The organism is Nocardiopsis yanglingensis (assembly GCF_045809185.1).
Taxonomy (GTDB): domain Bacteria; phylum Pseudomonadota; class Gammaproteobacteria; order Xanthomonadales; family Xanthomonadaceae; genus Stenotrophomonas; species Stenotrophomonas yanglingensis.
Genome location: NZ_JBJNRH010000011.1, coordinates 93,747 through 104,666 on the forward strand (window position 1 = coordinate 93,747; position 10,920 = coordinate 104,666).

General features: G+C 67.5%; 8 protein-coding genes and 1 riboswitch. Of the genes, 6 read left to right on the top strand and 2 right to left on the bottom strand.

Annotation, left to right across the window (positions count from 1 at the left end; genetic code table 11):
* Positions 1-6: 6 nt before the first annotated feature.
* Positions 7-1,512 carry a CoA-acylating methylmalonate-semialdehyde dehydrogenase gene (locus ACJ7C5_RS15180; protein WP_412704353.1) on the bottom strand — a complete coding sequence of 502 codons (1,506 nt, stop codon included), beginning with the start codon at positions 1,510-1,512 and terminating at the stop codon, positions 7-9.
* A gap of 115 nt (positions 1,513-1,627) precedes the next feature.
* On the opposite strand from ACJ7C5_RS15180, the gene ACJ7C5_RS15185 reads away from it, so the two are divergent.
* Entirely contained in the window at positions 1,628-2,995 is a 1,368-nt protein-coding gene (locus ACJ7C5_RS15185) for a helix-turn-helix domain-containing protein (RefSeq protein WP_097048204.1), read from the top strand.
* Positions 2,996-3,302: 307 nt separating this feature from the next.
* On the top strand, positions 3,303-4,256 hold the full coding sequence (locus ACJ7C5_RS15190; protein ID WP_412704354.1) for a DUF1028 domain-containing protein: 954 nt from the start codon (positions 3,303-3,305) through the stop codon (positions 4,254-4,256).
* A gap of 73 nt (positions 4,257-4,329) precedes the next feature.
* Here ACJ7C5_RS15190 and ACJ7C5_RS15195 read toward each other — a convergent pair whose 3' ends face one another.
* Positions 4,330-6,177, bottom strand: coding sequence for a hypothetical protein (locus tag ACJ7C5_RS15195; protein ID WP_412704355.1), 1,848 nt, complete (start codon positions 6,175-6,177; stop codon positions 4,330-4,332).
* A 239-nt stretch (positions 6,178-6,416) separates the two neighbouring features.
* Here ACJ7C5_RS15195 and ACJ7C5_RS15200 point away from each other — a divergent pair, with 239 nt between their 5' ends.
* From ACJ7C5_RS15200 to pncA, 4 genes are all read left to right on the top strand, one after another.
* Positions 6,417-7,466, top strand: a complete 1,050-nt coding sequence (locus ACJ7C5_RS15200) for a bifunctional nicotinamide-nucleotide adenylyltransferase/Nudix hydroxylase (RefSeq protein WP_412704356.1) — start codon at positions 6,417-6,419, stop codon at positions 7,464-7,466.
* 64 nt (positions 7,467-7,530) lie between these two features.
* A complete protein-coding gene (locus tag ACJ7C5_RS15205) occupies positions 7,531-8,940 on the top strand; it encodes a nicotinate phosphoribosyltransferase (RefSeq protein WP_412704357.1) in 1,410 nt (469 codons plus the stop codon).
* A gap of 134 nt (positions 8,941-9,074) precedes the next feature.
* Positions 9,075-9,304, top strand: a riboswitch (cobalamin riboswitch).
* Positions 9,305-9,480: 176 nt separating this feature from the next.
* A complete protein-coding gene (locus ACJ7C5_RS15210) occupies positions 9,481-10,152 on the top strand; it encodes an epoxyqueuosine reductase QueH (RefSeq protein ID WP_008264648.1) in 672 nt (223 codons plus the stop codon).
* 55 nt (positions 10,153-10,207) lie between these two features.
* Positions 10,208-10,834, top strand: a complete 627-nt coding sequence (gene pncA / locus ACJ7C5_RS15215) for a bifunctional nicotinamidase/pyrazinamidase (RefSeq protein ID WP_180845007.1) — start codon at positions 10,208-10,210, stop codon at positions 10,832-10,834.
* The last annotated feature ends 86 nt before the right edge of the window (positions 10,835-10,920 follow it).

Sequence of the window (10,920 nt, forward strand, 5' to 3'; positions counted from 1 at the left end):
CTGCCGTTACTTCAGGCTGATCGTGGTGTTGACGCCATGGCTGAGCGTCTCGTCATCGAACCAGCGCGCGGTGACCGTCTTGGTCTGGGTGTAGAACAGCACCACCTGCTTGCCGTACGGGCCCAGATCGCCCAGCTTGGAGGCGCGCGAACCGGTGAACGAGAACAGCGGCACCGGCACCGGGATCGGCACGTTGATGCCGACCTGGCCGACGTCGATGTCTTCCTGGAACTTGCGCGCGGCCGCACCGGACTGGGTGAACAGTGCGGTGCCGTTGCCGTTCGGGTTGCTGTTGACCATCGCGATGGCCTCTTCCAGCGTCTCCGCTTCGAGGATGACCAGCACCGGCCCGAAGATTTCTTCCTGGTAGATGCGCATGTCGGTGGTGACACCGGCAAAGATGGTCGGGCCGACGAAGTTGCCCTTCTCGAAACCATCGACCTGCGGCTTGCGGCCATCCAGCACCAGCTTGGCGCCCTCCTCCACACCCGAGGCGATCAGGCCTTCCACGCGCTCGCGGGCGCTGCAGGAAATGACCGGACCGACGTCGGTGCCGGCGACGGTGCCGCCGCTGACCTTCAGGGTCTTGGCCTTGGTGACCAGATCCTGCACCCAGTTGCGTGCTTCACCCACCAGCACCAGGGTGGAGGCGGCCATGCAGCGCTGGCCCGCGGCACCGAAGGCGGCGCCGACCATCGCGTTGAGGGTCTGTTCCTTGTTGGCGTCCGGCAGCACCACGGCGTGGTTCTTGGCGCCCATCATGCACTGCACGCGCTTGCCGGCCAGCGAGGCACGGTTGTAGACGTGGGTGCCGACGCGGGTGGAACCGACGAACGAAACGGCCTTGATGTCCGGGTGGTCGCAGATCGCGTTGACCACTTCCTCGCCACCATGGACGACGTTCAGCACGCCCTTCGGAATGCCGGCTTCCAGGGCAAGCTCGACCAGGCGCATGGTCACCATCGGGTCCTGCTCGGACGGCTTGAGGATAAAGGTGTTGCCGGTGGCAATGGCCATCGGGAACATCCACAGCGGGATCATCGCCGGGAAGTTGAACGGGGTGATGCCGGCGCACACGCCCAGCGGCTGCATGATCGAGTAGGTGTCGACGCCGGTGGCCACGTTGTTGGCCAGCTCGCCCAGCTGCAGGTTGCCGATGGCGGCGGCGTGCTCGACCACTTCCAGGCCGCGGAACACATCGCCTTCGGCGTCCGGCAGGGTCTTGCCCTGTTCGGCGGTGAGGATGTGGGCCAGCTCGCTCATGTTTTCGCGGATCAGCTGCTGGTACTTCAGGAAGATGCGCGCACGGGTGCCGATCGGGGTCTTGCGCCAGGTCTTGAAGGCTTCCTTGGCGGCGGCGACGGCGGCGTCCACTTCGCCGGTGGTGGCGAACGGCACCTTGGCCAGCACGTCCTGGGTGGCCGGATTGATCACGTCCTGCCAGTGGGAGGTGGCCGATTCAACGAACTGGCCATCGATCAGCATGCGGATACGGGGCGCTGCAACAGTCATGACGACAATCCCACAGGGTGCGAAAGATGCTTGGCATTATTCACAGCACCCACCTCGATTTCCGGGCTGAATCCGCTTAATCTGGCCAACACGCCAGACGATTCATGTTAATTCTGTGAATTATTCAGCCCCCCAGCGACAACTTGGCCTGCGCCTGCTGCGGCTGCGCGAGCAGCGCGGCTACAGCCAGGCGGATCTGGCACGGGCGCTGGGACTGTCGGCCAGTTACCTGAACCAGATCGAGCGCAACAAGCGCCCACTCACGCCAGCGGTGCAGAAGAAGCTGGGTGAGGTGTTGGGCGATGTTTCTTCCCTGTTCGACGACGATGAGCCCGCCGCGCTGCAGGAAGCGCTGGGCGAGACTCTGCGCGACCTCGGCCTGGCCGAAGTCAGCGCGACCGAGCTGCGCGCGCTGGCCGGCAACCTGCCGCAGGTCAGCCGCGCGCTGCTGGATCTGCACCGTCGTCACCTGGCGCTGCGCGAGCATGCCGCTGCGCTGGAATTCCAGCTGGGCGAGCCCGGCGCCGGCAGCACACTGCCGGCGGGCGACCAGGTCCGCGAATTCTTCAACCGCATGCACAACCACATTCCCGAGCTGGACGAGCTGGCCGAGCAGCTGTTCGCCGAGTGGGGGCTGTCGCCCGGGCACGTGGCACCGCGGCTGCGCCAGCTGCTGGCCGACCGCCATAGCGTGCTGGTGGAAGTGGCCGCACTGCAGGCCGGGCGCGAGAAGCGGCAATACGATGCCGGTGCGCGGCGGCTGTGGCTGCCCGATTACCTGGAGCCCGGCCAGCAGGCGTTCCAGATGGCGGCCGAGCTGGCCCTTCACGGCTACCTGCCGCAGATCGATGCGGTGGTGGCGCGCGCCGGCTTCACCGATGAGGCACGCATCGCGCAGGCACGCATCGGCCTGTCGAATTACTTTGCCGGCGCGCTGGTGATGCCGTACATGCGCTTCCTGCGTGCGGCCGAAGCCAGCAGCTACGACATCGAACTGCTGGCGCACCAGTTCGGCGTCGGCTTCGAAGCGGTCTGCCATCGGCTGAGCACGCTGGCGCGGCGCAGTGCGCCCGGCCTGCCGTTCTTCTTCATCCGCGTGGACCGCGCCGGCAATGTGTCCAAACGCCATTCGGCCACCGATTTCCATTTCTCGCAGGTGGGCGGTTCGTGCCCGCTGTGGATCGTGTACGAGGCGTTCAACCAGCCCGGGCGCATCCTCACCCAGACAGCGCGCATGCCCGATGGTCGGCGCCATTTCTGGCTGGCGCGGCAGGTCAGCAGTGGCCCGGTGGGCCATGGCCAGCCGCGCAAGACATTTGCGGTGGCGCTGGGCTGCGATCTGCAGCATGCCGAGCGGCTGGTGTATTCACTGGGGCTGGATGTGCAGAGCCCGGGCAACTCGGTGTCGATCGGGCCGGGGTGCCGGGTGTGTCCGCGCGAGGACTGCATGCAGCGCGCGTTCGCGCAGTTGCCGGGGCGGTAGGGGTGGTTCGGCAGGGCTGCGCCCTGCACCTGCTTCAATCCAAGGCAACAGCAAAAGCAACAGCGTGCATTCCGTGGGATGGCGGGGTGGTTCCCGCTGCTGTTGGTGGGTGCTGACCGTTGGTCGGCACGCTGCTCTTGGTGGGTGTCGACCTTGGTCGACACGCTTGATCCGCGCCATGCGTGGATGCTCTTCGATGTTCGAAATATTCGATTTCGATGGGGTTCCATCCACGCATGGCGTGGATCTACTAAACCTTTCGTGCGTAGGCTGCATCCCATTGCAATGCCTGCCCACGGAGTTGGCCATGTTCCTGCTGCGCACTTGCCTGGCCCTGCTGCTCGCTGCCGTCGCCGCGCCGGCGTGGGCGACCTTTTCCATTGCGGCCTGCAACGAGGCCGGCGACTGCGGGGTGGCGGTGGCTACGCATAACCTGGCGGTCGGCGGCGTGGGTGTGCCGTGGGCGCAGGCGAAGGTGGGCGCGGTCGCCAGCCAGTTCGAGACCAACCCGACCTATGGCTCCAAAGGCCTTGAACTGCTGGCCAGGGGTCGCACGCCTGCGCAGGTGCTGAAGCAGCTGTTGGATGAAGACGGCGACTTCGATGGCACCACGCTTGCCGAGCGCCAGGTGGGGCTGGTCAGCGCGCGCGGCGGCAATGCGCAGTACACCGGCGCTACCGCGCAGCAGGCGGATTGGGCCGGTGCGCAGGGCGAAGGCATGCTGAGCGTGCAGGGCAATGGTCTGGCTGGGCCGCAGGTGCTGGCCACGATGCAACGCGTCTTCACCGCATCACACGGAGAATTGGCTGCGCGCCTGCTGGCGGCACTGGAAGCCGGCCAGGCAGCAGGCGGCCAGCGCAGTGGGCAGTGGTCGGCCGCGCTGCTGGTGCGCACGCCGGGAGGCGACTGGCAGGACACCGATCTGCGCGTGGACGCTGACCCACGCGCGGTCGCGAGGCTGCGCGAGCTGTACGACATGCGCTTGTCCAACGAGGCGATCATCCGCGCCGAGCAGCGCTGGGACAAAGGCGATGTGGCAGGGGCGCGTGCAGCACTGGCGACCTCGTTGTCGCTGGCCCATGGCTGGGACCGTACCTGGGCGCGCGCTGCGCGCCTGGCGATGCGGCAAGGGGATATCGCGCTGGCCCGCGAGTACCTGGCAGGCCTGCGTGCGCTCAATCCGGGCTGGGTGAAACAGGAGCTGGCATTGCCCTTGTATGCGCCATTGCAGGGTGATGCAGTGGTGGCGTCGTGGCGATGAGGCACCGCAGGGGTCAGATCGTGCCGACCAAGGTCGGCACCCACCAGAACAGTTCAATCGGCTGCGGCGGAGATCAGTAGATCGGCGTCACTTTCATCTGCGGCAACGGACGCGGTGCGCCGTCAGTAAGGTCCGGGCCGAGGTCTTCCCAGGTACGTCCCTGCTCGACCATCAACCCCCACAGCTGCTGCGAGGCCAGCCGCTTGTCTTCTGAGCCCAGCTTGTATGACGGCGGTGCCGGTTCACCGCGGGCAACCATCGAGTACGCCGCGCGGTAGGCCAGCACCTGCTCTGCCGGGTCGTCGGTGCGTGCCACTTCCAGCGTGTAACGCTGGTAGGCCGAAGCCAGGTTGCGCCAGCGGATCCAGTAGTGGTTCTCGAACGAGAACGAACAGAAGCGCGCACCGGCAAGGCTGCCCTTGTCGGCGATGCGGGTCAGCACCTCCTGTGGCATGTCCAGGTTCATGCCGCCCTCGTCGCCCTGCAGGCTGACGTGCACGATGCGGTCGCGGTAGCCCGGCGCGCGCGCCTGCAGCAGGTCGCGCCAGTTCTGCATGGTCGCCACCACCGCGAACAGGAAACGACCCAGCTCCGCAGCGGCCAGCGGCGTGGCGATCGACTGGTAGGTGCGCTGCCAGCCGTGGCGGTTCTCGGTGGGCAGGAACACGGCATGCTCCAGCGCTTGGCGGCCACTGCTGCCGTGGCTCACGTCTTCGGCATGCTGCGGGTAGACCAGATTGATGGCGAAGGTTGGCCAGCGCGGCAGGGCGGCGTCGAACAGGTGGATCGGGAAGTTGCTGCTGATGCCACCATCGGAGAACCAGCAGATGCGGAACGCGGTGATCACCGGGCCGCAGGTCTGCCCGGCACTGGTCAGCCCTTCCATGCTGTCGGCCACGTTGTGCTCCTGGTCGGCTGCTGGCGCGGTCGGTTCACAGCGGCGTTCGCGGCGCGAGGGCTCATGCAGCGGCACCGCGCTGATCAGCAGCGGGAAGCTCAGGCTCATGCGCGTGGCCACCAGCACCGGCAGCTTCGGGCCCTGCGGCAGGTGGTAGTACCGGCGCCCGTCCACCTCCAGCGGCAGGCCGGCCTGCGTCACCAGCCACTGCACCACGCTGGCGGGGAACAGCTGCTCGAACTCCTCGCGCAGGAACCAGAACTGCGCGCCGCCCAGCGGCAGTGTGCGTGGCTCGTTGTGCGACACGCAGGTGGTGATCATCTGCAGGCTGATCGCATGCGGGCTGTCCGGCTCGCCGGCATAGCGCGGCGCATCGTGCAGGTCGGCGAAGGTGAGCGGTGCATCCAGCGGTTTGCCTGACAACTGCTGCAGGCACTCGTGCAGCCACTCGGTCAACGCTGGCTTGCGCGCGTCGCGGCCAAGGCCACTGCACAGGCCCAGCAGATTGCGCCGCGCCACCCGCGCCACCCGCAGCGCGGCACCGGCCACGCCGGCGCCGTAAGCGCACAGCAGTGATGGCAGCAGCGTGGCGGCCACGCCGCTCCAGCCGCCGCCCCACCAGCCCAGGCCGAGCAGCAGCGCCAGCGACACCAGCACTTCCAGCGGCGCGATCTCGAATACCGCGATGGCCAGGCACAGCAGTTTGTGCGGCAGGCCGGCATTGCCGGTCAGCACCACCAGCAGCCGGTAGGCGGCGCGCGCGCCCCGTGCCGGCTGGAACAGGCTGTAGATGAAGCCGCGACGCGACAGCTGCGCCGATACCGCCGACAACCCGCCGTAGCCGGCATCGCCGGGCAGGTGCTCGCCGGCCTGCTGGCGGCGATCACCGCATGCAGCCGCGGCCGCCACCGCCGCAGCGATGGCGCCCGCCGAGGTGCCGCCGATGCTCTTGAAGCGATACTCGCGCGCCAGCGCCAGTACCGCATTGGGGTACACGATGCCGCTGGTGATGCCGCCTTTCATGACCAGATCGCAGTACTTGTCCGCCACTGTCTTGCCCCCGAGCATGCCGTCCGCCGCGTGGGTGCCAGTATGGCGCAGAGGCTTCTCAGGGCCTGAGAACACCAGCGCAGTCCGGGCAGGAATCTCCGGCGTTCAGCGGAAGGCATGCCTGCAGGCTTGACCCGCCCCGCCATCGGCGTAGCATCTGCAGCAAGCCAAGGGACAGACCCGCGGCTGCCACAACGACATGAGGGATTCTCATGGAATTCGATTATCTCGTCTTCATCGGGCGATTCGAGCCCTTCCATAACGGCCATGCCGCCGTTGCCCGCCTGGCGCTGAGCCGGGCCCGCAAGCTGATCTTCCTGGTCGGCTCTGCCGATACCCCTCGCAGCCTGCGCAATCCCTGGACCGTGGCCGAACGCGCCGTGATGATCCAGGCCGCCCTCGATGGCCACACCGACCGCCTGCTGATCCGCCCGCTGCGCGACCACCTGTACAACGAAGCGCAGTGGATCGCCAACGTGCAGCGACAGGTGGCCGAAGCGCTGCGTAACGACGGCGCCGCCGCTGATGCGAAGGTTGGCCTGATCGGCATGGACAAGGACGCCTCCAGCTACTACCTGCGGGAATTCCCGCAGTGGCCGCTGGTGGACGTGCAGCACACCGCCACCCTGTCGGCCACCGAGCTGCGGCGCTACCTGTTCGAAGCCGGCGACGTCGACTTCCACGGCGCGCTGTTGATGCTGCGTGGCAACGTGCCGGCGCCGGTGTACGACATGCTCGAAGCGTTCCGCAAAAGCGCGCCTGCCTATGGCCAGCTGGTGGCCGAGTACCGCTTCATCGAACAGTACAAAGCCGCGTGGAAGGATGCGCCCTACGCGCCCACCTTCGTCACCACCGATGCGGTGGTCGTGCATTCGGGCCACGTGCTGCTGGTGCGGCGCCGTTCGGAACCCGGCAAGGGGCTGTGGGCGCTGCCCGGCGGCTTCGTCGGCCAGGAACAGAGCCTGCTCGACAGCTGCCTGCGCGAACTGCGCGAGGAAACCCGGCTGAAGATTCCGCTGCCGGTGCTGAAGGGCTCGCAGAAGGGCCAGCAGGTGTTCGACCACCCCGACCGCAGCCAGCGTGGCCGCACCATCACCCACGGCTTCCACTTCGAGTTCCCGGCCGGTGACCTGCCGCCGGTGCGCGGTGGCGACGATGCCGACAAGGCGCGCTGGATACCGGTGAGTGAAGCGTTGGACATGGGCCCGCAGCTGTTCGAAGACCACCTGCACATCCTGGAGTACTTCCTCGGCCGCGGCTGACCTGCCCGGCCTCCCCACTGGCGGATAGACCGCCGGTGTTACTCGACGCGAAGGAGCTTCCGTCATGCACTACCTCGATAATCTTCTCCTCAACACCGACAGCTACAAGGCCAGCCATTGGCTGCAGTACCCGCCGGGTACCGATGCCACCTTCTTCTACGTGGAATCACGTGGTGGCCTGCACGATCGCACGGTGTTCTTCGGCCTGCAGGCGATCCTCAAGGACGCCCTGGCACGGCCGGTCACCCACGCCGACATCGACGACGCCGCTGCGCTGTTCGCCGCGCATGGCGAACCGTTCAACGAAGCCGGCTGGCGCGATATCGTCGACCGGCTTGGCGGCCACCTGCCGGTGCGCATCCGCGCCGTGCCCGAGGGCAGCGTGGTGCCCACCCACCAGGCGCTGATGACCATTGAATCGACCGATCCTGCCGCGTTCTGGGTGCCCTCGTACCTGGAAACGCTGTTGCTGCGCGTGTGGTACCCGGTCACCGTGGCCACCATCAGCTGGCATGCACGGCAGACCATTGCCGCGTTCCTGCAGCAGACCAGTGACGACCCGCAGGGGCAGCTGCCGTTCAAGCTGCACGACTTCGGCGCGCGCGGTGTATCGAGCCTGGAATCGGCCGCGCTGGGCGGTGCCGCGCATCTGGTCAACTTCCTCGGCACCGATACGGTCTCGGCGCTGTGCCTGGCGCGCGCGCACTACCACGCGCCGATGGCCGGCCATTCGATTCCCGCCGCCGAGCACAGCACCATCACCAGCTGGGGCCGCGAGCGCGAGGTGGACGCCTACCGCAACATGCTGCGCCAGTTCGGCAAGCCCGGTGCGATCGTAGCGGTGGTGTCGGACAGCTATGACATCTACCACGCGATCAGCGAGCACTGGGGTACCACCCTGCGCGATGAAGTGATCGCCTCGGGCGCCACCCTGGTCATCCGTCCCGACTCGGGCGACCCGGTGGAGGTGGTGGCCGAAAGCCTGCGCCGGCTGGATGAAGCCTTCGGCCACACCCTCAATAAAAAGGGCTACCGCGTGCTCAACCACGTGCGGGTGATCCAGGGCGATGGCATCAACCCGGACACGATCCGGGCCATCCTGCAGCGCATTACCGACGACGGCTACGCCGCCGACAACGTGGCCTTCGGCATGGGTGGTGCACTGCTGCAGCGGCTGGACCGCGATACGCAGAAGTTCGCGCTGAAGTGTTCGGCCGCACGGGTGGACGGCGAGTGGATCGATGTCTACAAGGACCCGATCACCGACGCCGGCAAGGCCAGCAAGCGCGGCCGCATGCGCCTGCTGCGCCGCCTGGATGACGGCAGCCTGCATACGGTGCCACTGCCGGCCAACGGCGACGACACCCTGCCGGACGGCTTCGAGGATGCGATGGTGACCGTGTGGGAGAACGGCCGCCTGCTGCACGACCAGCGGCTGGATGAGATCCGCGCGCGGGCAGCGGCGGGGCGTTGAAGTTGCATCCCGACCGGGGCCAGAGCCCGCTGCGTGGCAGCGGGATCCGACCCCTTCCTTCCGCTGGGGTCGGATCCCGTTGCAGCGCACCGGGCTCCAACCCCGGTACCCCTTGACCCGCGCCACCAACAGGTCCACTTTGCACACGCCGAAGGTATCCCTCTCATCGCTGCGGCGCGGGCAGGGATTTAAACGGGAATCCGGTGAAGGCGCCTCGCGCGCCCATTCCGGAGCTGCCCCGCAGCGGTGAATGGAAACGAATCCTGCCAACAGCACTGGGCTCACGCCTGGGAAGCGGCGGGTAGTAGGTGGGCTGCGGCCCGTGTCCATCAGCCCGAATACCGGCCCCGGCCGGGGGACACGACCGTCCCCTGACTCGACCTGGAATCTCCGCGGGGAGGTTGCCGGGGCCGTCGTCGTCCTGCGCGTGCAGGCGGTGTGGCCGCGCGCGTCCTGTTCACGGTTTCCGGCCAGACCCGTTCACCCACGCGCTGATGCATGGGCCACCGCCGTTGCCGGCGGTCCATGCGGTACCTGACGATGACCGAGCTCCAACGCCCCACCCTGACCCTGCCCGCCGACGGCAAGCGCCTGCTGCTGCATTCGTGCTGCGCGCCCTGTTCCGGCGAAGTGATGGAGGCGATCACCGCCTCCGGGATCGACTACGCGATCTTCTTCTACAACCCCAACATCCATCCGGTGAAGGAATACGAGCTGCGCAAGCAGGAGAACATCCGCTTCGCCGAACAGCACGACATCCCGTTCATCGACTGCGACTACGACACCGACAACTGGTTCAGCCGTGCGCGCGGCATGGAAAACGAGCCCGAACGCGGCATCCGCTGCACGATGTGCTTCGACATGCGCTTCGAGCGCACCGCGCTGTATGCGCACGAGCATGGCTACGACACCATCAGTTCGTCGCTGGGCATCTCGCGCTGGAAGAACATGGCGCAGATCAACGACTGCGGCATCCGTGCCGCGTCGCGCTATGAAGGCCTGCAGTACTGGGACTACAACTGGCGCAAGGGCGGCGGCGCCAGCCGCATGATCGAGATCAGCAAGCGCGAGCAGTTCTACCAGCAGGAGTACTGCGGCTGCGTGTACTCGCTGCGCGACGCCAACCGTCACCGCCGCGAGAACGGCCGCGAACGGATCAAGATCGGCCTGCTGTACTACGGGCAGGACGCTGAGACGCCGCAGGGCGATTGACGTGCAGGCATGGGGCGGCCACGCTGGTCGCCCCTTCTGTTGTACCGGACCTGCCATGACCGCCCTGCCCGCCGACGTCGCCCTGCTGGTGATCGACCTGCAGCCGGACTTCATGCCCGGCGGTGCGCTGGCCTGCGACCAGGGCGATGCGTTGGTAGCACCGATTGCCGATCTGCTGGCACAGCGCCGCTACCGCACCGTGGTGGCGACCCAGGACTGGCACCCGGCCGACCATGCCTCGTTTGCCAGCCAGCACCCCGGCCAGCGCCCGTTCGAGACCATCCTGCTGCACGCGCAGCCGCAGACGCTGTGGCCGGACCATTGCGTGCAGGGCAGCGCCGGTGCCGCCCTGCACCCGGGCGTGGACTGGACGGTGGCCGACCTGATCCTGCGCAAGGGCACGCGCCAACAGGTGGATTCGTACAGCGCCTTCCGCGAGAACCACGGCCCTGATGGCGAGCGCCCGGCCACCGGCCTGGCCGGCTGGCTGCACGAACGTCGCATCCGCGAAGTGCACGTGTGCGGCCTGGCCCGCGACTACTGCGTGCTGTGGAGCGCGCAGGATGCGGTGAAATCTGGCTTCCGGGTGAAGTTCCTGTGGGAGCTGACCAAGCCGGTGACCGACGCCAACGACGCGATGGTGCGTGAGGCGCTGGGCAAGGCGGGGATTGCGATCGTCTGACCCAGAGCGGTAGTGGCGGGGGGGGGGGGGGGCCCCCCCGGGGGGAAGAAGTGGGGGCCCCCCCGCCCGCCCAACCCCAAAACCCC